A 24,306-nucleotide genomic window follows, 5' to 3' on the forward strand; every position below is an offset into this window, starting at 1 on the left:
CCTTTTGACGAGGCAGGACGCTATGTCGCGGTTCGGCACATCAGGAAAGTTGGCTGCGTGGTGGCCTACAAGTCTCGCGCTTGCCACACTCCAAACACCGATTTGAACTTATGCGATGCCCCAATCGTATCTGATTGAGTGGGTTGAAAGTTGAGGGTGCGCTCACCCCTTCGGCACCACATGCCGAAGCTTCGCTCCTTCACCATCCTCCAACACATACAACGTCCCGTCCGGCGCCTGCTCGATTTCGCGGATGCGGTTGCCGAGGTCTATGCGTTCGAGTTCGGTGGCTTTCTCGCCGTCGATCTTCACGCGGACGATACCGCCTGAACCCAAGGCGGCGATCAAGGCCTGGCCTTGCCATTGGGGGAAGGCTTTGCCGGTGTAGAAGATCATGTTGCCCGGGGCGATGACAGGGTTCCAGCTGATCGCGGGCTGGGCGAGGTCGGGGCGGGTCTTGTTGCGGGGGATCGGCTTGCCGTCGTAGTGGTCTCCGTCCGACACCAGCGGCCAGCCGTAGTTCTTGCCAGGTTCCACATGGTTGATCTCGTCACCGCCAGCGGGGCCGTGTTCGATGTCCCACAGCCGACCATCGGGTGAGAAGGTAAGGCCGAGCAGGTTGCGGTGGCCATAAGACCAGATTTGCGCCGAGACGCCTCCCTTGTCCGCAAATGGGTTGCCAGGGGCAGGTGTGCCATCGGGCAGGAGGCGGATGACCTTGCCGAGGTTCGCGTTCATGTCCTGCGCGGGCGTGAACTTCTGACGGTCACCCGAGGTGATGAACAGGTATTTGCCGTCGGGCGAAAAGGCGATGCGGTGCGAATAGTGGCCGCGCCCGGTGACCTTGGGGAACTGCCGCCAGATCACGCTCAGCCCTTCGAGGCGGGGGGCATCGCCGAGGACCAGCTTTGCCCGGGCGACGACCGCGCCGCGCGTGTTGTTCTGGCCCGCTTCGACCCAGCTGAGATAGACCATGCCGCTCTGCGCGAAATCGGGCGCGGCGACGACATCGCCGAAGCCGCCCTGTCCACCATAGTCGACCGTGGGTGTGCCCGAGACGTCGACGGTCTTGTCGGTGCCTTCGGTCCATAGCTTGAGCTTGCCCTTCTTCTCGGTAATCAGCGCCTGATTGGTTCCGGGCAGGAAGGTCATTGCCCAAGGCTCGTCGAAGGTGGCGACGTCGGTCACCGTGATGCCCGCAGCAGCCGGGTCAGCCCCTTGTGCGGAAATCGATGAGCCGCAGCTTGCGAGGAGCAGGGCGAGAGGCGATAGCGAGCGCAGGATCGGATTCGTCATGCAGCCCACAATGCCCCTGAACGCAAGTTGTGCCACCTCCTTTTCGTCCATGGTCACCATCGGCGTGGACGAGGCGGGGCGTGGACCTTTGGCGGGTCCAGTGGTGGCCGCGGCAGTGGTACTGTGCAAGCCGCGGCCTTCGGGGCTGGATGACTCCAAGAAGCTGAGTGCCGCGCGGCGGGCGGAGCTGGAAGAGAAGATCAAACGGCGCTGCCGTTGGGCAGTGGGCGTGGTCGAACCCGATGAGATAGACCGGCTCAACATCTTCGGCGCGACCATGCTGGCCATGACGCTGGCAGTGAAGGCCCTGTGCGAGCAGATGGCGCATGACGAGGGCGTGGGCGAGGTGCTGGTTGATGGCAATCTTACGCCGCACGGACGCCGCCCGGAATGGTGCTGGCCGGCTCGACCGATCGTGGGAGGGGATGCGCTGGAGCCGTGCATTTCGGCAGCCTCTATCATAGCCAAGGAACACCGCGATCGCATCATGCGCGAAGCTGCGCTGGCACATCCGCACTATGGCTGGGAGCGCAATGCCGGGTATGGCACGCCAGAGCATCTGGCGGCCCTGCGCGAGCATGGGCCGACCCCGCTGCACCGGCGCAGTTTCGCCCCGGTGGCGCAGTTGCAGTTGCTGTAGGACGTTCAACCTCGCAATTCGTCATTGCGAGCGTAGCGAAGCAATCCAGAGCGGTTTGCTATGACGCTCTGGATTGCTTCGTCGGCTTCGCCTCCTCGCAATGACGAGAGGAGGAGAAATTTTTTGCGTGTGAGTCTGTCTGGACACACTACTAGATGTTGAGTCCGGGTGGCATCACGAGACTCAACATGTCGAAATAGACTCGTTTCGTTCTCATCCTGCACCTCGCGCGACTCGCGAGAATTCGGCGAGTCGCGGCTTGACGGCGAGTCCGTGATGACTCAAACGGTGCCCTTATCCACAAGGGGTCAGGGACTAGATATGGCAGTTGCAGTCAAGGAACGGGCGAAGGCTCTGCGCGCGGCGCCGGCGAAGGTGCTGAAGGCGGATGTCGCGCTGCCGGTGAACCAGATCCTGCGCGGTGACTGCATTTCGGAAATGCGCAAGCTGCCCGATGCCTCGATCGACATGATCTTTGCCGACCCACCCTACAACCTGCAACTGGGCGGCGATCTTGCGCGCCCTGATGGCAGTCATGTCGATGCAGTGACCAACGACTGGGACAAGTTCTCCAGCTTTGCAGTCTACGACCAGTTCACCCGAGAGTGGCTGACCGAGGCCCGCCGGTTGCTCAAGCCCGATGGCTCGATCTGGGTGATCGGCAGCTATCATAACATCTTCCGCGTCGGCACGATCCTGCAGGACCTGGGCTTCTGGATTCTCAACGACATCATCTGGCGCAAGGCCAACCCGATGCCCAACTTCAAAGGCACGCGCTTTACCAATGCGCACGAGACGCTGATCTGGGCGTCGAAGAGCGAGAAGTCGAAGTACACGTTCAATTATCGCGCGATGAAGACGCTGAACGACGAATTGCAGATGCGCTCGGACTGGGTGCTGCCGATCTGCTCCGGCCCCGAACGCCTGCGCCGCAATGGCACCAAGGCGCACCCGACGCAGAAGCCCGAGGCACTGCTCTATCGCGTGATGCTGGCCACGACCAACAAGGGTGACGTGGTGCTCGATCCGTTCTTCGGCACTGGCACGACCGGCGCGGTGGCCAAGCGCCTCGGCCGTGACTGGATCGGTTGTGAGCGCGAAGACGACTATATCGAGGTGGCGCAGGAGCGCATCGAACTCGCTCTGCCGCTGGATGAGTCCTCGCTTGTGACGATGCAGTCGAAGCGTTCGGCTCCCAAGGTCGCCTTCGGGGCGCTGGTGGAGAGCGGTTATCTGGCTCCCGGCACGCGACTGACGGCCAAGAAGGGACGGTTCACTGCCACCGTCCGCGCCGATGGTTCGCTGCAGTCTGATGCCGAGATCGGCTCGATCCACGGCCTTGGCGCCAAGTTACAAGGCGCGCCTTCGTGCAATGGCTGGACTTTCTGGCACGTCGAGCATGAGGGTGAGGTCAAGCCGATCGACTCTCTTCGGCAGTTGTATCTGCTGGCCGTCGAGGATTGATGCCCAGCGTCTATATCCGGCCGATCGCGTTCGCTGACAGCCCGCAGTCGGAGGAGGGCGAGGCTATCCGGTTGGGCGGTGGCCTGGTCTATGCCAGCCGCTTTGCGATTATTGTGCGCGATGGCGGGCGGGTCGTTTCGCGGCACCGTTTCGGCACGGCTGACGTGCAGACTGTGCTCGGAGGCTTGCCCGATTCATTGGCAGAAGACGCAATACAGCAATGGGACAACCTGCGACGAACGCATGCGCCGCTCGTCTGCGGACAGCGGATGCTGCGGCTCGACCAGCCGCAGATCATGGGCATTCTCAACGTCACGCCCGACAGCTTCTCCGATGGCGGCAAGTTTCTCGACAAGCCCGATGCGGCGCTGGAGCATGCCCATGCCATGCTCTCGGCAGGTGCCGGCCTGATTGATGTTGGCGGGGAATCCACCCGTCCCGGCGCAGCAGCGGTGTGGGAGGGAGACGAGGTCAAGCGCGTCGTTCCGGTGATCGAGCAACTGGCGGTAGCAGGGGCTGCGATTTCCATAGACAGTCGCCGCTCGAGCGTGATCGAGGCAGCGCTCGCGGCGGGGGCGCATATCGTCAATGACGTTTCGGCCATGCGGCATGATCCGCGAACGGCGGAGATCGTCGCGCGGTCTGGCGCGCCGGTGGTCCTGATGCATGCGCCGGGTGCCGACGGCGACCTTCATGCCGATGGGGACTATGGAGATGTCGTGCTTGACGTGTTTGACGCTTTGCGCGACCGTCGTGATGCGGCGCTGGCCGCGGGGATTGCGCGTGAAAGAATACTGCTTGATCCCGGCATTGGCTTTGGCAAGTCGCTGGCCGAGAACCTCGCGCTGATCAATGCGCTGCCGCTGTATCATGCATTGGGACAGCCGATACTGTTCGGGGCGAGCCGCAAAAGGATGATCGGAGCGCTTTCCAACGAGGCGCTGGCGCATCAGCGGATGCCGGGATCGCTCATGCTGGCGCTGAAGGCGATGGATGCCGGGTGCCAAATGGTGCGCGTACACGACGTGGCCGAGACCGTGCAGGCTTTCCACGTCTGGCGGGGGCTTCGTGATGCCGCGCTTACCGACTTCAGCCAACTGGCCTAAAGCGATACGCCGCCATCGCTGACGAGGCACGTACCGGTGATCGTGGCGGCCACGTCGGAAAGGAGAAATCCGATCTGGGCCGCGACTTCATCAGCACTGGCAAAACGGCCGAGCGGCGTTGCGTCCTTGGCCATGGCGGCAAGTGCCTCTGCCCGCCCGCCATGTTGTTCGACAAGTGGGGCGAACCACTCTGCGCGGTCCCAGATGCCGGTATCGACGCCGCCCGGAGCAATCGCGTTGACGCGCACGCCATACTTGGCGGCCTCGGCGGCGGCCACCTTTGCAAGCTGGATGGTTGCCGCCTTTGATGCCGAATAGGCAGCGGTGCCCGCAGCCGCCTTTATGCCGGATACCGAAGCGGTGAGCACGACTGCGCCGCTCGACGCCTTCTTCATGGCTCGCAGAGCCGTGCGCAGCGACAGGAACATGCCGTCAAGGTTGACCGCCATGGTCTTGCGCCAGCTGGCAATGTCGAGTTCGGTAATCTCGCCGTTGGTGGCGATCCCGGCGTTAAGGACGGCATAATCGAGCCGGGTAAGCTCGCGTTCCAGCAATTTCCACAGTGCCGGGTCCGAGACATCGCCGCCGAGCGGGCGGAACTTGCAAGAGAGACCCAACTGGTCGAGCGCTGGACGGTCCAGATCAACGAGGATCAGTTCCCCGATACCACACGCATCGAGCCAGCGGGCGGTGGCAGCACCGATGCCTGAAGCTGCACCGGTGACAAGCGCGGTGCGTCCTGAGAATTCCGATTGGGATTGCATGGCGCAAGGCTAGCGCCAATCAGGCGGCGTTGTCGATGCCCAGTTCCGAAAGCTTGCGGTAAAGGGTGGATCGCCCGATCCCGAGCCTGCGTGCGACTTCCGTCATGCGGCCGCGATAATGACCGATGGCGAGGCGGATCACATCGGCCTCGATGTCTTCGAGCGGGCGCAGGTTTCCGTCAGGTGCGAAGAGCGTGATGCCTGCGCCGTCAGTGACGGCGGGCGCGCGCCTGCTGCTTTCCCCGATCATGTTTGAAAGGCTGGGAAAGTCCTGCGCAGTCAGGGCTTCGCCATCGCAGAACACTGCAGCGCGGAACAGGGTCGCCTGCAACTGGCGCACGTTGCCCGGCCAGTCATAGGCTGAAAGAAGCGCCAGAGCGCCGTCCGTAATGCCGAGCGGCCTGAGGCCGGGCTGTTCGCCGATGCGAGTCAGGAAATGCCGGGCCAGCGCCGGAATGTCTGCCGAGCGCTCGCGCAATGACGGGAGTGTAACCTGGGTCTGCGCCAACAATGTATGCAGTTCGGCGCGGAAGTCGCCGGTTTCGACAAGATCTCGCAGGCCGCTGTTGGCGCAGGCAATAACCCGCACGTCGATGCGGAAGGAATGGCGCGCGCCGATCGGCTGCACATCGCCACGTTCGAGAAAACGAACAAGCCGGTCCTGCACATTTTCGGGCAGTCGGTCTACTTCGTCGATGACGAGCGTGCCGCCATCGGCGTGTTGCAGCAAACCGACATGGCGCTCGAAGGCTCCGGCGAAAGCACCCTTTTCATGGCCGAAGAGTGCGGATTCGATCTGGTTGGCTGGCATGCCGCCGATGTTGATCGTGCGCAGGCCGGTGCGGCTGCGCGGGCTTGCGGCGTGCATGGCACGCACGAGCATTTCCTTGCCGGTGCCGCTTTCGCCTTCAATCAGAATGTTGCCGTGGGTACGAGCGGCCTTTGCTGCCACGGCCAGCGCTGCACGGAAGGCGGGGGCAGCGCCGATCATCGAATCGAAATCGAGCGGAGCGCCGAACTTCTCGGTCAACGGCTGCAGTTCGCTGGCGTCGGTTTCGCGCGAGGTTGCGCTGCGCAAGGCCTGCAGGAGCCTTTCGGGCGCTACGGGCTTGATCAGGTAGTCCGTTGCGCCTGCACGCATCGCTTCTACCGCCAGCAAGGGTGATGCGCTGGTCGTCAGCATCAGGATCGGCAGGGCGGGGCGGCGGGCCTTGAGTTCGGCGATCAAGGCGCAGGCATCGTCACCCGGCACCCACTGGTCGAGGATTATCGCGCCAAGTTGCATCCCCTGGCGCGTGCCCAGCGTGGCAATCGCGCTTTCCGAATCGCGGGCGATGATCGTGCGCCAACCTTCCCGCGCAGCCAGCGCCGAAATCAGGCGGCACTGGGCGGGTTCGTCGTCTATCAGCATGAGAAGGCGCTGTTCGGGCTCGTGCATGACCTAGTACTTTGACTCCCCCGCATTTGCGTCAGGAGCCAGTCAGTAGCCTGATTGGGTAAAGAGGCGATTAAGCGCAACCGCGATGCTCTTGGCTTGAGCCTGAAGCACTCGGTCGCTAGAGCATGCGCGTCGCGCCACCGTGGCGCATGGATTTGGGGAAGAAAATGGCTCCTGCAAATGACATCAAGGCTGCAAAGTCGACCTACGAAGGTTTCGTGAACATGGTGAAGTGGGCCACGCCCGCAATCTGCGCGCTGGTCTTCGTGATCATCCTGGTGATCCAGTAAAAGCGCCGTGGCGGGGGCAATGAAGATCGCTGTCCTTCGGGAACGTGCGACGGGGGAGAGCAGGGTTTCGGCGTCGCCGGAGACTGTGAAGAAGTTCATTGCCCTCGGGGCAACGGTGTCTGTGGAGAGCGGGGCGGGCATTACTGCCTCGATCTCTGACGATGAATACCGCGCGGCCGGGGCGGAAGTTGCGGACAATGCGGTGCAGGGCGCGGATATCGTGCTTGGCGTTCAGGGTCCGGAGCCGGAGCTTCTGGCAGGTGCAAACCCTGGCGCGTGGATCGTGGCGGGGCTTGATCCGTTCGGCCAGCGCGCGCGTGTCGATGCCTATGCCGCTGCCGGATACGAAGCCCTCGCCATGGAGTTCATGCCGCGCATCACCCGTGCGCAGTCCATGGATATCCTGTCCTCGCAGTCGAACCTAGCCGGCTACAAGGCGGTTCTGGTTGCCGCGAACCTTTATGGTCGCGCCTTTCCGATGATGATGACGGCGGCGGGCACGGTCTCTGCGGCCAAGGCCTTCGTCATGGGCGTGGGCGTTGCCGGGCTTCAGGCCATCGCCACCGCCCGCCGCCTCGGCGCGCAGGTTTCGGCGACGGACGTGCGTTCGGCCACCAAGGAGCAGATCCAGTCGCTCGGCGCCAAGCCGATCTTCGTGGAGAACGTGGCGGGCATCGAAGGCGAAGGCGCCGGTGGCTATGCCACGGAGATGAGCGAGGAATACCAGAAGGCCCAGGCCGAACTGGTCAGCTCGCACATCGCCAAGCAGGACATCGTCATCACCACCGCGCTGATTCCGGGCCGCCCGGCTCCGCGCCTGATCTCGGACGCGCAGATCGCCACGATGAAGCCCGGTTCGGTCATCTTCGACCTTGCCGTGGCGCAGGGTGGCAACGTCGAAGGATCGGCGCCCGATCAGGTGGTCGAAAAGCACGGCGTGAAGATCGTCGGCTATTCGAACACGCCCGCGCACCTGCCGGCCGATGCCTCGGCCCTGTTCAGCCGCAACCTGTACAATTTCCTCTCGGCCTTCTGGGACAAGGAGCAAGGCAAGCCCGTGCTCGACGAGGAAATCGGCAACGCCATCCGCCTGACGCAGGGCGGCAAGGTGGTCAACGAGAGGTTGTTGGGGTGAATGCGAGGACAGCCATAAGGACCAGCTTGGCTGTTGGCTTCAACCTGATCTTGTACGCGAGTTCTATTTCGGTGGACGCCGCTAGTGATAGTGGAAAGATTAAGTACTACTTTCCGCAAGAGTTGACTGCTGAAGAGGCCTCGCAGGAGAGCAAAGTTGTCAAAGAGGGCGAGCCATGGCTCGTTATGCGCGCCGCACCTTTTCGACTGGCACGTTTAAAATTGCCTTTCGAAAAGCGTTACGGGAAGCGTGTTCGCCGGATAAAGCCTGGTGAGTTTATCTTCGTTTCAGCAGGTGAAAAGAGCTACGGTTGCGCCGCCCTGCTGGACTGGACTGACACTGGTGAACTTGTCCCCTGTTTCGCTGATCTAGACAATGACGGATCATTTGAGGGAGTGATACTGAAAAAGACTACTCCCGAATTCAACTCATATCCCGGTTCCGTCAGTATAGATGATCTCGAACGAATTGCGCCGTTGCCTTACGATTTGGTCACCGACCGGAAAGCGATCGAAGCACTGAGTCCCCCGACCAAATGGCAGATTGAGCAGTGGGGAGCAGCCATCCGGATTTGCGAGGCAGTGAGGCACGACTTCAGAAAATGTCTCGATAAGAGGGCTAGAATTGTAGGCGGTTCTAGCATTCAAAGAGTTGAACTTGCAGGGGGCGTTTTTCTAATTCGGCCGCTCGGCAGTGAGGGGGTGTCCGTCAAAGTCGAGAAACTGCCAAGTCCGATATTGTTCTAAAGCTGAGGGGCCTGACATGGACTTCATATCGATCCTGAGCATTTTCGTGCTCGCCTGCTTTGTCGGGTACTACGTCGTCTGGTCGGTCACGCCGGCCCTGCATACGCCGCTGATGGCGGTGACCAATGCGATTTCGTCGGTCATCGTGGTCGGCGCGCTGGTGGCCTCGGCGGCTGCCGGTAGCCCTTCGGCCAAGTGGCTGGGGCTGGGCGCGGTGGTGCTGGCTTCGGTCAACATCTTCGGCGGGTTTGCCGTGACCGCGCGCATGCTGGCGATGTACAAGAAGAAGGAGAAGAAGTGATGGAACACGTCGCTGTCTCTCCCTGGGTGGCGCTGGCCTATCTGGTCTCGGGCGTCCTGTTCATCCTCGCGCTGCGCGGTCTTTCCAGCCCGGCGACGAGCCGTGCGGGCAATCGCTATGGCATGATCGGCATGACCATCGCGGTCGCGACCACGCTGCTGACGCATTCGATCGCCAGTCTGCCCGAGATCATCGTGGCGCTGGCCATCGGTGGCGGCATCGGCTTCGTCATCGCCCGCAAGATCGCGATGACCGACATGCCGCAGCTGGTCGCCGCGTTCCACTCGCTGGTCGGCCTGGCCGCCGTGCTGGTGGGCCTTGCCGCCTACCTCAACCCGGACGCCTTTGGGATCATGCTGCCCGACGGCCAGATCAACCCGGTCAGCCGCATCGAACTCGGCCTCGGCATCGCCATCGGTGCGATCACGTTTTCGGGCTCGGTGATTGCCTTCCTCAAGCTTGCCGGCAAGATGAGCGGATCGCCGATCCTGCTGCCGGGGCGCCACGTGCTCAACCTCGGCACGCTGATCGCGATCATCGGCCTGGTGGCCTGGTTCACGCAGGACCAGTCGGCCTGGGTGATCGCCACGATCACGGTGCTGTCGTTCATCATCGGCTTCCTACTGATCATCCCGATCGGCGGCGCGGACATGCCGGTGGTCGTCTCGATGCTCAACTCGTACTCGGGCTGGGCAGCGGCGGCGATGGGCTTCACGCTGCACAACACCGCGATGATCGTGACCGGCGCGCTGGTCGGCTCGTCGGGTGCGATCCTGTCGTATATCATGTGCAAGGCGATGAATCGCGGGTTCCTCGCCGTGATCGCAGGTGGCTTCGGCGCAGAAGCCGCTGCCGCTGGCGGTGCTGCCAAGGAGCAACGCCCGTGGAAGCGCGGCTCTGCCGAAGACGCGGCCTACATGATGAAGGAAGCCGAGAACGTCATCATCATCCCGGGATACGGCATGGCCGTGTCCCAGGCGCAGCACGCGCTGCGCGAGATGGGCGACGTGCTCAAGAAGGAAGGCGTCAACGTCAAGTACGCCATCCACCCTGTCGCAGGCCGCATGCCCGGCCACATGAACGTGCTGCTGGCCGAAGCCAACGTGCCTTACGATGAAGTGTTCGAGCTGGAAGACATCAACAGCGAGTTCGCGCAGGCTGACGTGGCCTTCATCATCGGCGCGAACGACGTTGTGAACCCGGCAGCAAAGACCGACAAGTCCTCGCCGATCTACGGGATGCCCGTGTTCGACGTCGACAAGGCCAAGACGATCTTCTTCGTCAAGCGCTCGATGGGCGGCGTGGGCTATGCCGGTGTCGACAACGACGTGTTCTACATGGACCAGACCATGATGCTCCTCGCCGATGCCAAGAAGATGGTCGAGGACATCGTCAAGGCGCTGCAGCACTGATGCGTGCTGCCGTTGCTCTGCTGGCACTTTCGCTGGCGGCAACGGCCTGCACGCCTTCGAAACTGGCTTATGGAAAGGTCCGCTCGGCTCTGGTCGATGCGGGCCTTTCCGATTCCAACGCTGCCTGTATGGCGGATCGGATGACCGATCGGCTGAGCATCGGCCAGTTGAAGCGATTGCAGTCACTGCAGGGGCCGAAGCGTGGGCTTGCTGACTATGTGGCAACGGTCAAGCGGCTTGGCGATGCCCAACTGCTTGGTGTGACGACAAGCGCTGCAGCGCTCTGTGCAAGCGGTCTGGCGCCAGAGAAGACGCGTTAGCGGTCTGGACCTCCCGCCCCGCCTTTCGTAAGGCCGGTGCAAACAGGGGCCTGTCATTCAAGCCCGGGGAGTTATCGTTTTGCGCAAGATCGGCCTTATTGGCGGCATGAGCTGGGTTTCGACCCGCACTTACTACGAAGACATCAATCAGCTGGTGCAGGCGCGCACGTCAAAGGTGGCCAGCGCGCCGCTGCTGATTGAAAGCCTCGACTTCACCGACCTCATCCGGCTTTCCACGGCGGAGCAATGGGCCCATGCGGCTGACGTTCTTGCCGACAGTGCCCGCAGGCTCGAACAGGCAGGCGCAACGGCGCTGCTTATTGGCGCCAATTCGATGCACAAGGTCTATGACAAGGTGGCCGAGGCGGTTTCGGTGCCGGTGATCCATATCGCCGACGCAGTTGGCGCGAAGATGAAGGATGCTGGCGTCACCAATGCCACGCTGCTCGGCACGCGCAACGTCGTGATGGAGAGCTTTTACCGCAAGCGCTTGATCGCTCACGGCGTCAGCTTGCTGCCACCGGTGGTCGAGGAAGTCGATGCGATGGATGCGATCATCTATGACGAACTGATGCTCGGCAAAGCCTCGCGCGCGGCGGAGCGGACCTTCAAGACGATGCTGACCAACATGGGCCAGCGCGGTGCAAAGGGTGCGGTGCTGGCCTGCACGGAGCTCGACATGGTGATCGACGTGGATGCCAATGTGCTGCCGATTTTCGATGGCACGCGCATTCACGCGCAGGCGGCGGTCGACTGGATCCTCGGTTGATTGCAACGTGATCGAGGGCCGCGCACCTTACGCCAGCGATCCTGCGCGCACGCGCGGGCGCGAGTTCGGGCTGGACGACAAGGCTTCGCGTGGTCCGCGCAGCGCATTCCAGCGCGACCGGGATCGCATCATCCACTCGATCGCGTTTCGCCGGCTTCGCCACAAGACGCAGGTGTTCATCGCGCCCGATGGTGACCACTACCGGGTGCGGCTGACGCATAGCCTGGAAGTGGCGCAGATCGGGCGGGTGATCGCGCGGGCGCTGGGTCTGGACGAGGACCTTACCGAGGCGCTGTGCCTTGCCCACGACATCGGCCATCCACCGTTCGGCCATGCCGGCGAGGATGCGCTGGAGGAGGCCACGGCAGGGGTAGGGGGCTTCGACCACAACGCCAACACCCTGCGCGTGCTGATGCGGCTCGAAAGTCCCTATTGCGGGCATGAGGGTCTGAACCTCTCGTGGGAAACGCTGGAGGGTCTTGCCAAGCACAACGGGCCGATACTCAAGCCCACCTGGGCGCTGGAGGAGCTGGACGCTGCGTTCCCGCTGGACCTGACGACCTTTGCTTCGCTCGAAGCGCAGGTGGCGGCGATTTCCGATGATATCGCATATGACAACCATGACATCGACGATGGATTGCGGGCGGGGTTTCTGTGCCTTGACCAATTGCTGGAACTGCCATCCGTAGCGGACCAGTGGCGCTCCATTGAGCACCGCTTTCCGGGGGCGCCACAAGACCGGTTGCTGCGCGAGCTGGTGCGCGGGCAGATCGGCCGCATGGTCAATGACGTTATCGCCACGGCACAGGCGAACATCGCAGATACGGGCGTGGCCAGCGTTGAGGACGTGCGCAATGCCGGTCGACCGCTCGCCATCTTCTCGGACGCGATGGGCGAAGAAGAGCGTGCACTGAAACAGTTCATGTACCAACGGCTCTATCTGCACGAGGAGCAGTGCCAGACGGCGGATCGGGCAAGGGATGTGATTGCCTCGCTGTTCAGGGCTTATGCCGAGGACCCCGCGCAGATGCCGGACAGCTGGCGCACATCGCTCCCCACTGCCGAACCTGCACGCACGCGCCATATCGCCGACTTCATCTCGGGCATGACAGACCGCTACGCGATCGACAGCTATGCCCGACTGTTTGGTCAGGCTCCGGAAGGGTTGCGCAATGTCTGACCAGACGCGCGTTGTGCTCGTGGGAGCGACCGGCCTGATCGGGCGTGCGGTGATGGCCGAGGCCGTCGCGCGTCCTGACATTCATCTCGTCGCCGTGGCGCGGAGAGAAGTTTCGCTGCCCAAGGGCGCGCGGATGGAGATGTTGCTATCCGATACCGAGCATTGGCCCGATGCGATAGCGGCAGGGCGCCCTCATGCGGTCGTGATTGCTCTAGGCACCACGATAAAGTCCGTAGGAGGAGACCGTCAGGCGTTTCGGGCTGTTGATCACGATCTCGTCCTTGAATGCGCGGCGGCTGCGAAGGCTGCGGGGGCACGGCAGTTCATCGTTGTTTCGTCGGTGGGGGCGCAGTTCTCTTCAAGGAACTTTTACCTTTCGGTCAAGGGCGAGGTCGAGGACAAGCTGGCCAAGCTTCATTTCGACCGGCTCGACGTGATCCGGCCCGGTTTGCTCAAGGGCAGGCGGGAAGGTGTGCCTCGCCCGGCCGAGAGGATCGGGATGATCCTGAGCCCGCTGGCCGATCTTTTCATGCTTGGTGGGTTGCGCAAGTATCGCTCCGCCAGGGATAGCGACGTTGCTCGCGTGATCCTGAATCTGGCAGGCGCGAAGCAGCGTGGACGCCATGTCCATCAGCATGACGAGATGCGTCGCATCCTGCGCCGGGGATAAGCTGGCCTTACTCCGGTTGACTTCACACTGCACTGCAACGATGAGGACACGTCGCTGATCGCGCGGGAGAGCTCTCTCGATTCGTTCAGGATCGAGAGACGCCGAAGGAGCAACCGCCCCGGAATCTCTCAGGCAAATGGACCGCGTTGGTCGACAGCGACACTCTGGAAAGTGCCGCTTCCCGCAAAGGGGAGGGCCGCCGAAGGGGTAACCCCATCCAAACCCGTCTGGAGAGGCGGGCGGGGGAAAGCTCTCAGGTTTCCGTGACAGAGGGGGCGCCGAATGGCGTCTGAACTGCACGGGAATGATATTTGTGAGCGACACATACGAAATTCATGGATGTGAAGAAGCGGATGAGGTTGCGGTCGGCCCGCTGACCTTGCCTCTCGACCAGTGGCATCGTGCACGCGGTGGCCGCATGGTCGATTTTGCCGGGTACTGGATGCCGGTCCAGTTTGAAGGGATCATCGCTGAACATCTTTGGACGCGGGAAAGTGCCGGGTTCTTCGACGTTTCGCACATGGGCCAGCTTTATGTTTCGGGCCATGATGCTGAGGCTGCACTCGAAGCCGTCCTGCCGATTGACCTTTCTACCCTTCCAGTCGGCGGAGTGCGCTATTCGCTGCTGCTGAACGAGGAGGGCGGCATTCTCGATGACCTGATGGTCACGCGTTGGGACAGCGGTTTTTACCTTGTCGTCAACGGCGCGACCAAGTGGGACGATATCGCTTACTTGCGCGACCATCTGCCCGATGCCGTAACACTCAATCACCTTGAGGATAGCGCACTGTTTGCCCTGCAGGGCCCCAAGGCGTTCGAAGCGCTGGAGCCATTGGTAACTGGCGGAAACCCGCTCTCGACGCTGTCTTTCATGCGCGGGGGGCAGTTCAAGCTGGGCGGCATCGATGCGTGGATCAGTCGTTCGGGCTATACCGGAGAGGATGGCTTCGAGATTGCGGTTGCGGCCGAAAAAGCATCCGAACTGGCCGACCTGATTTGCGGTCAGCCCCAGGTGAAGCCCATCGGCCTTGGCGCACGCGACAGCCTGCGGCTCGAGGCCGGTTTGCCGCTTTACGGTCACGACATGACGAAACTGGTCGATCCGGTTAGTGCCGACCTGCTTTTCGGGATCAACAAGCGCCGCCGCAATGAGGGCGGATTCATTGGCGCGAACAAGGTCCTTTCGCTGATTGCCGATGGCGGGCTGCGTCGTCGCGTCGGCCTGGCCATCGAAGGCCGCATGGCCGCGCGCGAAGGGGCGACTGTCCTGTCGGGCGATACCGAAGTTGGCATTGTCACCTCGGGTGGCTTCTCTCCCAGCCTCGAGCGGCCGATTGCCATGGCCTACGTGCCGGTTGAGTTCGCTGCTCCCGGAACCTCGCTTTCCATCGACGTGCGCGGTCGCAAACTCGCCGCAAGCGTCGTTTCCATGCCTTTTGTTCCCCATCGCTACCATCGCAAAGGAGCCGCCTGATGACCCGCTATTTCACCAAGGACCACGAATGGGTCGCGGTCGAAGGCGATGAAGCTACGGTCGGGATCACCGACTACGCACAGAGCCAATTGGGCGATATCACCTTCGTGGAACTTCCGGGCGAGGGCAGCGAAGTCGGCAAGGGTGACAGCGCCTCGGTGGTCGATAGCGTGAAGGCCGCCTCGGATGTCTACGCGCCGGTTTCCGGCAAGGTCACGGTGGCCAATACGGCGCTCGAAGACCAGCCGGAACTGGTCAATTCGGACCCGGAAGGTGAGGGTTGGCTGTGGAAGATGAGCCTTTCGGATGCCGACGAACTTGAAGGCTTGATGGATGAGGCCTCGTACCAGGCCTACGTCGCGGAGCTTTGATCCCATGCGCTATCTTCCCCTCACGGACGCAGATCGGAGCGCGATGCTCTCGGTTATCGGCGCCGGCTCTATCGACGACTTGTTCGCCGATGTTCCGGCCGAAGCGCGTCTCTCCGCACCCATTGCGGGCCTGCCTGACCACGCAAGCGAAATGGCTGTCGAACGCCATATGGCGCGGCTTTCGGCGAACAACACGACTGCCGGATCGGTGCCGTTCTTCCTGGGGGCGGGCGCATATCGTCATCATGTGCCGGCAACGGTAGATCACCTGATCCAGCGTGGTGAGTTCCTGACCGCCTACACTCCATATCAGCCTGAAATCGCTCAAGGGACACTGCAGGTTCTGTTCGAGTTCCAGACGCAGGTTGCCCGCCTGTTCGGCACTGACGTCGCCAATGCTTCGCTCTACGATGGCTCGACCGCGTGCTGGGAAGCCGTTGCCATGGCTGGCCGCATCACCAAGCGTGGCAAGGCGGTGCTCTCGGGCGGCGTGCATCCACACTACGTCGAAACTGCGCGCACCATGGCGAAGTTCACCGGCGACATGCTCGACACCAGTGCTCCGATCCTCTCCGCAACGCCTGATGACGATGTGCTGATCGCCAGGATCGACGCACAGACCTCGTGCGTGGTCGTGCAGTACCCGGACATTCTTGGTCGAATTCCAGACCTCGCGAAAATTGCTGCGGCAGCTCAGGCTCAGGGCGCGTTGCTGATAGCGGTGGTCACCGAACCGGTTGCGCTGGGGGTCTTGCAAAGCCCCGGCAGTCTCGGAGCAGATATCGTGGTCGGAGAAGGGCAGTCGCTTGGCGTCGGCCTTCAATTCGGCGGGCCATATCTGGGCCTGTTCGGGTGCCGCGAAAAGTATCTGCGCCAGATCCCGGGCCGCCTGTGTGGTGAGACGGTGGACGCCGATGGCAAGCGCGGCTTCGTGCTTACGCTTTCCACGCGCGAGCAGCACATCCGGCGCGAGAAGGCGACCAGCAACATCTGCACCAACTCGGGCCTTTGCGCCCTGGCCTTCTCGATCCACATGACCTTGCTTGGCGGATCGGGACTGTCAGACATGGCCAAGCTCAGCCACATTGCCGCGCGCAAGGCCGCTGCAGCGCTGGCTGAAGTGCCCGGCGTGACCGTGGTCAACGATCACTACTTCAACGAGTTCGCGGTGAACCTGCCGAAGGAAGCACGTCAAGTTGTGCGCGATCTGGCTGACCGGCGGGTGCTTGGCGGTGTCTCACTGGGGCGCCTCTATCCGCAGGAAGCCTCCTTGGCCAATGGTCTGGTCATCGCCGCAACCGAGTGCACGACGGACGAAGACATCGCAGCGCTGGTCTCGGCGCTCAAGGAGGTGCTGGCATGAACGCGATCAATCCTACGGGCTGGCGCCCGTCGATAGGCGAGAACACGCCTGACGGCACAAGCCAGACTTTTACCGGCAATCGCGCGCTGCAGTTGGAAGAAGCGCTGCTCTTCGAACTGGGCAATGCGGATCGTTCTGGCGTCGACTTCCCGGCAACCGACGACATCGACCTTTCAGCCCTGGGGCCGATGGCGCGTGCCGAACGTCCTGACCTTCCGGGCCTGTCCGAGCCGGAGACCGTTCGCCATTATACCCGCCTCTCGCGCCAGAATTATGCGATCGATCTTGGCGTCTTCCCGCTCGGCTCGTGCACCATGAAGCACAATCCGCGGCTTGACGAAAAGGTCGCGCGTATGCCCGGTTTTGCGGACGTCCACCCGTTGCAGCCGGTTCAGACCGTGCAGGGTGCGCTGGGCGTGATAAATGAACTGGCGCAATGGTTGATCGAACTGACCGGCATGCACGGCGTGGCGATGACGCCCAAGGCCGGTGCCCACGGCGAGTTGTGCGGGTTGCTTTGCATCCGCGCCGCGCTGGAAGCCAAGGGCGATCCGCGGGACGTGATCCTCGTGCCGGAAAGTGCCCATGGCACCAATCCTGCCACGGCAGCGTTTGCGGGTTTCAAGGTAGAGAATATCCCGGCAACGCCCGATGGCCGCGTGGATACGGCGGCACTCACGGCCCGGCTTGGCCCCGATGTGGCTGGCGTCATGATCACCAATCCGAACACTTGCGGCCTCTTTGAGCGTGATCTCAAGATCATCGCTGACGCCGTCCATGCTGCGGGCGGTTATGTCTATTGTGATGGTGCGAACTTCAATGCCATCGTCGGGCGTGTGCGCCCCGGCGATCTCGGCGTGGATGCCATGCATATCAACCTGCACAAGACCTTCTCCACCCCGCACGGCGGGGGTGGGCCGGGTTCAGGGCCAGTGGTACTCTCTGAGGCGCTATCGCCATTCGGTCCCTTGCCATTCACGGCGCGGCAGGTGGACGGCTCGATCAAACTGATCGAGGAAGAGCACGCGCACGAGGAACACCCGCAGACTTTCGGCCGGATGTGCGCTTTCCACGGCCAGATGGGGATGTTCACCCGCGCGCTTGCCTACATCCTGAGCCATGGCGCAGATGGGTTGCGGCAGGTTTCCGGCGATGCCGTGCTTAACGCCAACTACGTCCTGCGCAGTCTCGATGATGTTCTGGATGCGCCGTTTGGCTCGGCAGGGCCATGCATGCACGAAGCGTTATTCTCGGATGACGGATTTGCGGAGGGGTTCTCTACCAACGATCTCGCCAAGGGCCTGATCGACGAAGGGTATCATCCAATGACCGTGTACTTCCCGCTCGTCGTGCACGGAGCAATGCTGGTGGAGCCCACCGAGACGGAGAGCAGGGCCGGGCTCGATCAGTTCATCGGCGCAATGCGCTCGTTGGCGGACAGGGCGCGGGCAGGGGACGAAAGGCTGAAGTCCGCTCCGCATCTTGCGCCACGACGCAGGCTGGATGAGACATTGGCCGCCCGCAAGCCCAAGCTAGTCTACAAGGAAAGCTGATACGAAAAGGGCCGCCCCGGAAATCCGGAGCGGCCCTTTCTCTAACCGTCAGGCGGATCAGTTGATCGCCTTCTCGGTCTCGTTGGCTGCCGACTTCAGATCGTCGCCCGCACCGCGCACGGTGTTGCAGGCGGTGGCACCCATCAGAAGGCCACCCATCATGGTGGCGAATACAAACTTGCGAAGCATGGCTTTCACCTTTCGAACTGGCCTTTGACGCGGCCTTGCGCGTCATGGACTGGACGGAAGCTAAACGCTGCTCGCCCGAGGCGGTTCCATCACACGTTCGACGGGGCAGGTCTGGGTGTGCGAAAGCGTACATGTTCGCGCCAGGCGATCAGCAGGCTGGCTCCGATGATGATCGGCGCACCAATCCACGTCGACGTCGGCGGAAGGTGGTCGAAGATCAGCCAGCCCCAGAAGGTGGCCCAGGCCAACTGGATATAGTCAACCACCATGACGCTCGCGACGGAGCCGTAGCGCAACGAAGTTGTCATTGTGATTTGAGCGAGAAGGCCGGACAGACCGATCCCGGCCAGCATCAGCCAGCCTGTCACATCGTGATCGAAGTCATTGCCGATCAGACCGAGCGCCAGGACGGGTGCACTCAGCGCCGAGAAGTAAAAGACCACCGTCAGGGGCTCCTCGGTCCGGCCAAGGTCGCGTACCTGGACGGTCACCAGCGCCACCGTCATTGCCGCTCCAATTCCAACCATGAGGCCGAACGGCGGGAGGTTCGACGTGTCGGGGCCAGCAATGATCAGCACGCCCATAAGCCCCATCAGCACCGCCCCCCAGCGCCATGGGCCGACCTTCTCCTTGAGCATCCAAGCCGAAAGGATGACCGCGAACATCGGTGTGGTAAACCCGAGGATGGTGGCTTCAGCGAGGGGTAACACGCGCACAACGCCCAAGGTCAGGAACATTCCGGTCCCGCCTATCACGGCGCGGCGAAGGTGAATCCAAGGCCTTTTCGTCGCGAGACGGTGCAACTGCCCGCGCGAGGCAAGCCATCCGAAGATCGCTATGGCCGGCAGGGCCTGCCGCCAGAACAGCGTCTCTGGCAGCGAGATGCCACGTTCGCCTGTCAGCTTTACCAGCAACAGCATCACCGAGAACAAGACGGTCGCCAGGAAGCGAAGCCCAAGCGCGAACATCGGGCGATCGCGGGATGCTTGGCGCAATGCGTTGGGCGATGACATGGCTGGGGCCATAGGCCAAAGGGCCTTGCGATCAACCCCTTCGTTCTCCATCTCGCGCAGTATGGAAGACTGGTTCGATCATATCTGGCAATTTCATGCGAGCGCCGGGGCCATCGCGCTTGCCTTGGCGGTATCTTCCGTCTGGGCAGAGCGCCGCCGGATGAGGCGCGTCAATCTCGACGCGGTCGGCTTCATGCCTTGGACGACGATCTACCTCGTCGCGTTCGTCGGCGCCTGCGTCTTTCTGGGGCTTGCCGCGAGGGAATGGTTCGCGGCCTGAGCCAGGATCAGAGGCAGGCTTCCAGATACGCCTGATCGAAGCCGAACTGGCGCGCCTTTTCCAGTGTATAGGGACGCAGGCCCGAGGGGCGGAATTCACCGATGATCTTGCCCTCTTCGGTTTCGTCCAGATACTCGAACTTGAACAGTTCCTGCGTCACGATCACGTCACCTTCCATCCCGATCACTTCGGTGATGTTGGTCGTGCGGCGCGAACCATCGCGCAGGCGCTTCACCTGCACGATTATGTCGACCGATTCCGCTATCTGGCGGCTGATGGCTTCCTTCGGGATCTTGATGTCGCCCATCAGGATCATGTTTTCCATACGGCCAAGGCATTCACGCGGGCTGTTGGCGTGAAGCGTGCACATCGAGCCATCGTGGCCGGTGTTCATCGCGGCGAGCAGGTCGAAGCACTCGGCGCCACGAATTTCGCCCAAGATGATGCGGTCAGGACGCATACGCAGAGCGTTCTTCACAAGGTCGCCGATGGTGATCGCACCTTGGCCTTCCAGGTTCGGCGGACGCGTTTCGAGGGGCAACCAGTGCGGCTGCTGCAGGCGGAGTTCGGCGGCGTCTTCGATTGTCAGCACGCGCTCGCCCGGGTCGATCATCTTCGACAGGGCGTTGAGCATCGTGGTCTTGCCCGAACCCGTACCGCCCGAGATGACGATGTTCATCCGGCAAGCGCCCGCGATCTTGAGCGCTGTCGCCATCTTGTCCGACATCGAACCGAAATCGCGCAGCATGTCGATCGTGATCGGCTTTTCTGAAAACTTACGAATCGAGATCGCGGTGCCGCGAAGGGACAGCGGCGGAACGATCACGTTGACGCGGCTGCCGTCCTTGAGGCGGGCGTCGGCCAGCGGCGTGGTCTGGTCGACACGGCGGCCGACCTGGTTCACGATGCGCTGCGCGATCTGGAACAGGTGGCTTTCGTCGCGGAAGCGGATAGGAGCCAGCACGAGGCGGCCCTTCTTTTCGATGTAGGTCTGCTCCGGCCCGTTGACCATGATATCCGAGATGTCAGGATCGTTGAGCAGTTCTTCGAGCGGACCGAACCCGAGCAGTTCGTCGATCAGCACCTTTTCCAGCGCGAACTGTTCGCGCCGGTTCAGTGTGACCTTCAGTTCGGCCAGGACTTCGAGAATGATCGGACGGAACTCTTCCGAAAGCTCGTCCTTGGTCAGCGTTGCTGCGGCTTCGGGATCGACGCGTTCGAGCAGGCGCGGTAGCACCTGTTCCTTGATCTTGTGAACTGAGGCTTCGAAACCCTCGGCCTGATAGTTACCCTCGTTCACGCCGTTGGCGCGATCGGCCAGGCGGGTGAGGGCGTCAGCCTTCAGCGATGCCGCATTGACCGGCGCGTCGACCGGATCGAGAGGTGGCAGCGGCGGGAACTGTTCGCCGCCCATCGGCATCGGCATGGGGACGGCAGATGGAGCCGCAGGCACCGGCGCTGCCGCCTCGCCACTGCGCATGGGACGGGCCACACCAAACGAGGGACGCCCCCCGCCGCTGCTGCCTGCAATACCATTCTTTCGCCCGAAAGCGCTCATTCGCCGTTTCCCGTCAGCTTCCGGATCACGATGCAACCGTTGTGGTCAGCGATCCGTCTTCAGAGATGGTGAATAGTCCTGAAACTTTGAGGATTTCCTAATGCCGAAAGACTTCAGGGCTTTCTGGCGACAATGATGTAGCCATCGCCGAGATCAGTCCGCAGGAACAGCTTCTGCACGAGACATGCCAAGGACATCGCCGCACGGCCAAGCAGTGAGCGCTGGATGCCGAAAAGCCGGACATGAGTAGTACGGTCAGTTCCACTCGCAGCGGTAGCTCCGGCGGTATCGTTAGCGCCCCCGGCATAATCCTGCCCCTTCACGCTCAGATTGCCGAGCCAGTGGGTAAGGTTTGACAATGGAAATCCGTAACACTCGACCCGCTCGATCTGCAGACCCGCTTGCTCCACGAGGTCGGTGAAGTCCTTGCGGTCATAGCGGCGGAAATGTCCCGCCCATGCATCGCGCGGGCTCCACATCTTGCGATGTCCGGGAACCGACAGCACGGCAATGGCGCCGGGCTTCAGCCAGCCAACCCATTGAGCAAGGGCAGACGCATCGTCCTCGATATGTTCGAGCACGTCGAACGACATGAGCAAGTCGAACTGTCTGTCCCATGTACTCGAGGAAGTTGAACGCACCGTAGCCTTGTCCTGCCCAGCCGTCATTTCCGCTGCAATAGCGAGTGCCTGAGAGGAGGTTTCGACCCCTGTACAATCGTGGCCGCGAAGGGCCATGTCACAAAGCAGCGAACCGGCACCACAGCCGACTTCAACCATCTTGCCGGCGCGCAGACCTTCCGCCAGCGCAAGAATGCGGTCACGTCGTAAGACAAAGCGCGGTGCGGGCACCCAACGTCCGGGCAGAAACGACCCATACTGCCGGTCGAAATCTGCGGTGACTGGCGTTGCGGTCAAGGTAGCTTGAACGGTCATAGCGTCTCCGTGGCGCTGACAAGGTGCTGGCGGACGAGTGCAACATCGGCAAGCGGCAAGTGTTCAAGTGCCGCAGAAATGTGTCGATGACCATCTTCCGAACGCAAGTTTTCCGCGAGCGCCACTATAGCGTCAGCAAGGGAGTCGGAATCGCCGGGGCGGACCAGCCTGACGGCTGCTCCGGGCTCTATGATCTCGCGGATCGCCGGACTGTCCATAGTGACGAGCGGGCGCCCGACCGCAAGGATCTGGAAGACCTTGTTCGGTATTACCCGCGCAGCCTTGCCACCGCTGGCAAAGACGCCAAGGCAAATGTCGGATGCGGCAATCAGTGCTGGAAGCTTGGTGTAATCGACCCACTGGATGCGTTCGACGTTCGCAAGGTTCAGCGCGGCCAGCTTCGCATCGATCCGAGGCGCTTCCTGCCCGGTCCCGACTATCGTGAAGCGCAGATTGGGCCCTTCGTCACGGGTAGCCAAGCCGGCGATGGCATCGACGATCGTGTCGAGCCCGTGCAACGGGATGAACTGGCCGTAGAACAGGACCTTCACCGGCCCGTGCAACTTGGGGGCTTCTGCCCTTCGAAACGTGTCGTCTTCAACGCCGACCCAAACCGAGCGGACCTTGTTGTGAGCAAGGCCGAATATCTCCGCGACATGTCTTGCGTGCTCTTGCGTGTCCAACAGAACGAGGTTGGTGACGCGGGTGGCAAGCCATTCTACCGCATGGATCAATCGCGCAACCAGGCCGCGCCGAGACACCATCGTCCGGTCCACCACGATGGTGTCATAAGCAGAAATGAACATGTCCCAGCAGATGCGCGCTCCGCGCAGTCTTGCGAAAGGCCAAAGGATGAGGACGTCCAGCAATCCGGGGTAGGGCACCATAACGACGTCGTGCCTTGGTGCGCGGAGGTAGCTGACGATGAGGGCAGGATAGGCGAAAAGCAGGGCCAACAGGATCGACAGCCACCGTGTGACGCCACCGATCTGGCTCTTGTCCTCGATGCCGTCCCAAACCTTGCGGTGACATGTCGTCAGGCCCGGCTGCAGGTCGGCCAAAGCAGCAAGCAGCATCCTGACGCGGGGCTTGCCCGTGTCGAAGGTTCCCCAGACGACGAAACGCTCTTTGCCGGTTGTCACGGCTTAGTGCCATTTCTGCCTGAGACTGCCATGGCAACAAGGACATAGAGTCCGCTTGATGCGAGAGCAATAAGACGGTCGACGCCAACGGCCAGAAATGCTGCGGCCGGCGCAACGGCTACGGTGCTGGCAACGCCTGCAGCAAGCAGTTCGCTGATGCCGAGACCTGAAGGAGCGATCGACGCTGCTGATCCGGCGACGTTGGCGAGCGCAAAGGGCAGGGCATCGGCCAGCGGCAGTGCCTGTCCCATGACCAGAAAGGCAAGATGCAGCCTCGCACTGATGATTATCATGCCAGCAATGCGGTGGCCGAGCGTCAGTAGCGCATTCTTCCACCCGGCGCGGGCAACCAGCCATCCGGTAGCAAGTCCGCTTCCGCAAAACCCGATGCCCGAAAGCGGAAAGGCAGCAGGATGTCCGTGTGCTACCAGCGCGAGTCCGCAGCCGAGGCAGGCAATCGCGATCCAAAGGACGGCTGATAGCACGACAAGGATCGAGCTACTTTTGAGCCCTGCGCCCGATGCAACAAGCGCGCCGGTCCGCACGATCGCGCCGCCCGGCACTGGCAGTGCCTCGGCGAGATTGGCGTAGGTCGAAAGGGTGACCGAGCGAGGCAGGGGCATCGCGGTCCCGACTGAACGGGACATCAGGTAGAGGCCAATGCCGCTGTAGAGGAGCGTGATCGGTCCGGTCGCGACGAGAAGGGCGAGCGGGATCGGCTGCAGTTCGTCCGGCGCGATATCGAGTTGCCGAAACGAGTACCAGCCACCAACTACGAAGAGTAGCACTGCAAGCACAAGCAGCGGTCCAGAGAACGCCCGCAAGCCGGCCTGAGCGCGGGCGCGCAGACGCGTGATGCAGTCTATCGCCTTTCCAGATGGGATTGCCGCACCCATC

General features: G+C 62.2%; 26 protein-coding genes and 2 riboswitches. Of the genes, 17 read left to right on the forward strand and 9 right to left on the reverse strand.

Features of this window, described 5'->3' with window-relative positions; all coding sequences use genetic code 11:
- Window positions 1-162 precede the first annotated feature (162 nt).
- Window positions 163-1,296: a PQQ-dependent sugar dehydrogenase gene (locus tag IQ25_RS14320; RefSeq protein WP_144906961.1), complete on the reverse strand. Its 1,134-nt coding sequence runs from the start codon at window positions 1,294-1,296 to the stop codon at window positions 163-165.
- A 49-nt stretch (window positions 1,297-1,345) separates the two neighbouring features.
- Here IQ25_RS14320 and IQ25_RS14325 point away from each other — a divergent pair, with 49 nt between their 5' ends.
- From IQ25_RS14325 to folP, 3 genes are all read left to right on the forward strand, one after another.
- Window positions 1,346-1,936, forward strand: coding sequence for a ribonuclease HII (locus tag IQ25_RS14325; protein ID WP_144907115.1), 591 nt, complete (start codon window positions 1,346-1,348; stop codon window positions 1,934-1,936).
- 321 nt (window positions 1,937-2,257) lie between these two features.
- Window positions 2,258-3,400, forward strand: coding sequence for a site-specific DNA-methyltransferase (locus IQ25_RS14330; protein WP_144906962.1), 1,143 nt, complete (start codon window positions 2,258-2,260; stop codon window positions 3,398-3,400).
- Window positions 3,400-4,506: a dihydropteroate synthase gene (gene folP, locus IQ25_RS14335; RefSeq protein WP_407070599.1), complete on the forward strand. Its 1,107-nt coding sequence runs from the start codon at window positions 3,400-3,402 to the stop codon at window positions 4,504-4,506. Before IQ25_RS14330 ends, folP begins: the two co-directional genes overlap by 1 nt.
- Here the strand turns inward: folP and IQ25_RS14340 are convergent.
- Window positions 4,503-5,270 (reverse strand): SDR family NAD(P)-dependent oxidoreductase, encoded by a 768-nt coding sequence (locus IQ25_RS14340; RefSeq protein WP_144906964.1) that lies wholly within the window; start codon window positions 5,268-5,270, stop codon window positions 4,503-4,505. The two genes, folP and IQ25_RS14340, sit on opposite strands and share 4 nt — an antisense overlap.
- A 19-nt stretch (window positions 5,271-5,289) precedes the next feature.
- Complete coding sequence (locus IQ25_RS14345) at window positions 5,290-6,708, reverse strand: sigma-54-dependent transcriptional regulator (protein ID WP_144906965.1); 1,419 nt, start codon at window positions 6,706-6,708, stop codon at window positions 5,290-5,292.
- 167 nt (window positions 6,709-6,875) lie between these two features.
- On the opposite strand from IQ25_RS14345, the gene IQ25_RS14350 reads away from it, so the two are divergent.
- From IQ25_RS14350 to gcvPB, 13 genes are all read left to right on the forward strand, one after another.
- Entirely contained in the window at window positions 6,876-6,998 is a 123-nt protein-coding gene (locus IQ25_RS14350) for an aa3-type cytochrome c oxidase subunit IV (protein WP_144906966.1), read from the forward strand.
- A 19-nt stretch (window positions 6,999-7,017) separates the two neighbouring features.
- Window positions 7,018-8,133 carry an NAD(P) transhydrogenase subunit alpha gene (locus tag IQ25_RS14355; RefSeq protein ID WP_144906967.1) on the forward strand — a complete coding sequence of 372 codons (1,116 nt, stop codon included), beginning with the start codon at window positions 7,018-7,020 and terminating at the stop codon, window positions 8,131-8,133.
- A 26-nt stretch (window positions 8,134-8,159) separates the two neighbouring features.
- A complete protein-coding gene (locus tag IQ25_RS14360) occupies window positions 8,160-8,879 on the forward strand; it encodes a hypothetical protein (protein WP_144906968.1) in 720 nt (239 codons plus the stop codon).
- A 16-nt stretch (window positions 8,880-8,895) separates the two neighbouring features.
- Window positions 8,896-9,180, forward strand: coding sequence for an NAD(P) transhydrogenase subunit alpha (locus tag IQ25_RS14365; protein WP_011445494.1), 285 nt, complete (start codon window positions 8,896-8,898; stop codon window positions 9,178-9,180).
- Window positions 9,180-10,592: an NAD(P)(+) transhydrogenase (Re/Si-specific) subunit beta gene (locus IQ25_RS14370; RefSeq protein WP_144906969.1), complete on the forward strand. Its 1,413-nt coding sequence runs from the start codon at window positions 9,180-9,182 to the stop codon at window positions 10,590-10,592. Before IQ25_RS14365 ends, IQ25_RS14370 begins: the two co-directional genes overlap by 1 nt.
- The gene (locus tag IQ25_RS14375) at window positions 10,592-10,912 is read left to right on the forward strand and encodes a hypothetical protein (RefSeq protein WP_144906970.1); all 321 of its coding nucleotides are present in this window, start codon (window positions 10,592-10,594) and stop codon (window positions 10,910-10,912) included. Before IQ25_RS14370 ends, IQ25_RS14375 begins: the two co-directional genes overlap by 1 nt.
- A 79-nt stretch (window positions 10,913-10,991) precedes the next feature.
- Entirely contained in the window at window positions 10,992-11,681 is a 690-nt protein-coding gene (locus IQ25_RS14380; RefSeq protein ID WP_144906971.1) for an aspartate/glutamate racemase family protein, read from the forward strand.
- 10 nt (window positions 11,682-11,691) lie between these two features.
- On the forward strand, window positions 11,692-12,861 hold the full coding sequence (locus IQ25_RS14385; RefSeq protein WP_258537047.1) for a deoxyguanosinetriphosphate triphosphohydrolase: 1,170 nt from the start codon (window positions 11,692-11,694) through the stop codon (window positions 12,859-12,861).
- Window positions 12,854-13,531, forward strand: a complete 678-nt coding sequence (locus IQ25_RS14390) for an NAD(P)H-binding protein (RefSeq protein WP_144906973.1) — start codon at window positions 12,854-12,856, stop codon at window positions 13,529-13,531. The genes IQ25_RS14385 and IQ25_RS14390 overlap by 8 nt, the downstream gene beginning before the upstream one ends.
- A 53-nt stretch (window positions 13,532-13,584) precedes the next feature.
- A riboswitch (glycine riboswitch) is annotated at window positions 13,585-13,685 on the forward strand.
- Window positions 13,686-13,811: riboswitch (glycine riboswitch) on the forward strand.
- Window positions 13,812-13,835: 24 nt separating this feature from the next.
- Entirely contained in the window at window positions 13,836-15,005 is a 1,170-nt protein-coding gene (gene gcvT, locus IQ25_RS14395) for a glycine cleavage system aminomethyltransferase GcvT (RefSeq protein WP_144906974.1), read from the forward strand.
- Entirely contained in the window at window positions 15,005-15,376 is a 372-nt protein-coding gene (gene gcvH / locus IQ25_RS14400; RefSeq protein ID WP_144906975.1) for a glycine cleavage system protein GcvH, read from the forward strand. Before gcvT ends, gcvH begins: the two co-directional genes overlap by 1 nt.
- Window positions 15,377-15,380: 4 nt before the next feature.
- Window positions 15,381-16,739 (forward strand): aminomethyl-transferring glycine dehydrogenase subunit GcvPA, encoded by a 1,359-nt coding sequence (gene gcvPA / locus IQ25_RS14405; protein WP_144906976.1) that lies wholly within the window; start codon window positions 15,381-15,383, stop codon window positions 16,737-16,739.
- Window positions 16,736-18,292 (forward strand): aminomethyl-transferring glycine dehydrogenase subunit GcvPB, encoded by a 1,557-nt coding sequence (gene gcvPB, locus IQ25_RS14410; protein ID WP_144906977.1) that lies wholly within the window; start codon window positions 16,736-16,738, stop codon window positions 18,290-18,292. Before gcvPA ends, gcvPB begins: the two co-directional genes overlap by 4 nt.
- A 57-nt stretch (window positions 18,293-18,349) precedes the next feature.
- On the opposite strand, the gene IQ25_RS21365 is transcribed toward gcvPB, so the two are convergent.
- Window positions 18,350-18,481, reverse strand: a complete 132-nt coding sequence (locus IQ25_RS21365) for a hypothetical protein (protein ID WP_258537043.1) — start codon at window positions 18,479-18,481, stop codon at window positions 18,350-18,352.
- A gap of 89 nt (window positions 18,482-18,570) precedes the next feature.
- Window positions 18,571-19,449 (reverse strand): DMT family transporter, encoded by an 879-nt coding sequence (locus IQ25_RS14415; protein WP_144906978.1) that lies wholly within the window; start codon window positions 19,447-19,449, stop codon window positions 18,571-18,573.
- Window positions 19,450-19,492: 43 nt separating this feature from the next.
- On the opposite strand from IQ25_RS14415, the gene IQ25_RS14420 reads away from it, so the two are divergent.
- The gene (locus IQ25_RS14420; RefSeq protein WP_144906979.1) at window positions 19,493-19,774 is read left to right on the forward strand and encodes a hypothetical protein; all 282 of its coding nucleotides are present in this window, start codon (window positions 19,493-19,495) and stop codon (window positions 19,772-19,774) included.
- Window positions 19,775-19,781: 7 nt separating this feature from the next.
- Here the strand turns inward: IQ25_RS14420 and IQ25_RS14425 are convergent, their stop codons facing one another.
- The 4 genes from IQ25_RS14425 to IQ25_RS14440 form a co-directional block, all read right to left on the reverse strand.
- Window positions 19,782-21,332 carry a CpaF family protein gene (locus IQ25_RS14425; protein WP_144906980.1) on the reverse strand — a complete coding sequence of 517 codons (1,551 nt, stop codon included), beginning with the start codon at window positions 21,330-21,332 and terminating at the stop codon, window positions 19,782-19,784.
- Window positions 21,333-21,445: 113 nt separating this feature from the next.
- The gene (locus tag IQ25_RS14430) at window positions 21,446-22,267 is read right to left on the reverse strand and encodes a class I SAM-dependent methyltransferase (protein WP_144906981.1); all 822 of its coding nucleotides are present in this window, start codon (window positions 22,265-22,267) and stop codon (window positions 21,446-21,448) included.
- Entirely contained in the window at window positions 22,264-23,409 is a 1,146-nt protein-coding gene (locus IQ25_RS14435; RefSeq protein ID WP_144906982.1) for a glycosyltransferase, read from the reverse strand. Before IQ25_RS14435 ends, IQ25_RS14430 begins: the two co-directional genes overlap by 4 nt.
- Complete coding sequence (locus tag IQ25_RS14440) at window positions 23,406-24,305, reverse strand: hypothetical protein (protein WP_144906983.1); 900 nt, start codon at window positions 24,303-24,305, stop codon at window positions 23,406-23,408. Before IQ25_RS14440 ends, IQ25_RS14435 begins: the two co-directional genes overlap by 4 nt.
- Window position 24,306: the final 1 nt, after the last annotated feature.

This window comes from Novosphingobium taihuense (assembly GCF_007830315.1).
GTDB lineage: Bacteria > Pseudomonadota > Alphaproteobacteria > Sphingomonadales > Sphingomonadaceae > Novosphingobium > Novosphingobium taihuense.

Coding starts and splice junctions, on each gene's coding strand:
- IQ25_RS14320 (WP_144906961.1), bottom strand. CDS start 1,296: ATGACGAATCCGATCCTGCGCTCGCTATCGCCTCTCGCCCTGCTCCTC.
- IQ25_RS14325 (WP_144907115.1), top strand. CDS start 1,346: ATGGTCACCATCGGCGTGGACGAGGCGGGGCGTGGACCTTTGGCGGGT.
- IQ25_RS14330 (WP_144906962.1), top strand. CDS start 2,258: ATGGCAGTTGCAGTCAAGGAACGGGCGAAGGCTCTGCGCGCGGCGCCG.
- folP (WP_407070599.1), top strand. CDS start 3,400: ATGCCCAGCGTCTATATCCGGCCGATCGCGTTCGCTGACAGCCCGCAG.
- IQ25_RS14340 (WP_144906964.1), bottom strand. CDS start 5,270: ATGCAATCCCAATCGGAATTCTCAGGACGCACCGCGCTTGTCACCGGT.
- IQ25_RS14345 (WP_144906965.1), bottom strand. CDS start 6,708: ATGCACGAGCCCGAACAGCGCCTTCTCATGCTGATAGACGACGAACCC.
- IQ25_RS14350 (WP_144906966.1), top strand. CDS start 6,876: ATGGCTCCTGCAAATGACATCAAGGCTGCAAAGTCGACCTACGAAGGT.
- IQ25_RS14355 (WP_144906967.1), top strand. CDS start 7,018: ATGAAGATCGCTGTCCTTCGGGAACGTGCGACGGGGGAGAGCAGGGTT.
- IQ25_RS14365 (WP_011445494.1), top strand. CDS start 8,896: ATGGACTTCATATCGATCCTGAGCATTTTCGTGCTCGCCTGCTTTGTC.
- IQ25_RS14370 (WP_144906969.1), top strand. CDS start 9,180: ATGGAACACGTCGCTGTCTCTCCCTGGGTGGCGCTGGCCTATCTGGTC.
- IQ25_RS14375 (WP_144906970.1), top strand. CDS start 10,592: ATGCGTGCTGCCGTTGCTCTGCTGGCACTTTCGCTGGCGGCAACGGCC.
- IQ25_RS14390 (WP_144906973.1), top strand. CDS start 12,854: ATGTCTGACCAGACGCGCGTTGTGCTCGTGGGAGCGACCGGCCTGATC.
- gcvT (WP_144906974.1), top strand. CDS start 13,836: ATGATATTTGTGAGCGACACATACGAAATTCATGGATGTGAAGAAGCG.
- gcvH (WP_144906975.1), top strand. CDS start 15,005: ATGACCCGCTATTTCACCAAGGACCACGAATGGGTCGCGGTCGAAGGC.
- gcvPA (WP_144906976.1), top strand. CDS start 15,381: ATGCGCTATCTTCCCCTCACGGACGCAGATCGGAGCGCGATGCTCTCG.
- gcvPB (WP_144906977.1), top strand. CDS start 16,736: ATGAACGCGATCAATCCTACGGGCTGGCGCCCGTCGATAGGCGAGAAC.
- IQ25_RS21365 (WP_258537043.1), bottom strand. CDS start 18,481: ATGCTTCGCAAGTTTGTATTCGCCACCATGATGGGTGGCCTTCTGATG.
- IQ25_RS14415 (WP_144906978.1), bottom strand. CDS start 19,449: ATGTTCGCGCTTGGGCTTCGCTTCCTGGCGACCGTCTTGTTCTCGGTG.
- IQ25_RS14420 (WP_144906979.1), top strand. CDS start 19,493: ATGGCTGGGGCCATAGGCCAAAGGGCCTTGCGATCAACCCCTTCGTTC.
- IQ25_RS14425 (WP_144906980.1), bottom strand. CDS start 21,332: ATGAGCGCTTTCGGGCGAAAGAATGGTATTGCAGGCAGCAGCGGCGGG.
- IQ25_RS14430 (WP_144906981.1), bottom strand. CDS start 22,267: ATGACCGTTCAAGCTACCTTGACCGCAACGCCAGTCACCGCAGATTTC.
- IQ25_RS14440 (WP_144906983.1), bottom strand. CDS start 24,305: ATGGGTGCGGCAATCCCATCTGGAAAGGCGATAGACTGCATCACGCGT.